Here is a 255-nt window from a genome sequence, read left to right as displayed (position 1 = left end):
TCTATACGCCCGATGCGGTGTGGACCGTCGATGGCGGCTTCGAGGCCGGCACGATCGAGGATGACAGCATCGATCCGGGCACCGGGCTGGAGCGCTCCGACTTCGACCGCAAGGCGGTGTCGCTGTCGGTCGGCTACAAGGACGAGGAGCGCGGCATCAATGCCCGCATGCGCGGCGAGGCCCGCTTCGAGGATTCCGACGACGACAGCCGCGACCGCAACACCTATCTGTTCGCCACGGGCCTGAGCTGGAAGA

Annotated in this window: 1 protein-coding gene; it reads left to right on the top strand. The window is 66.7% G+C overall.

Annotation, left to right across the window (positions count from 1 at the left end; translation table 11 throughout):
• Positions 1-255: hypothetical protein (locus tag C5748_RS27645; RefSeq protein WP_146119676.1), on the top strand; the 255-nt coding region annotated here is incomplete at both ends.

The organism is Phyllobacterium phragmitis, from assembly GCF_002980495.1.
GTDB classification, from domain to species: domain Bacteria; phylum Pseudomonadota; class Alphaproteobacteria; order Rhizobiales; family Rhizobiaceae; genus Paramesorhizobium; species Paramesorhizobium phragmitis.
Note: the sequence above shows the minus strand (reverse complement) of the source record. Positions and strands in the feature narration are given on the sequence as shown.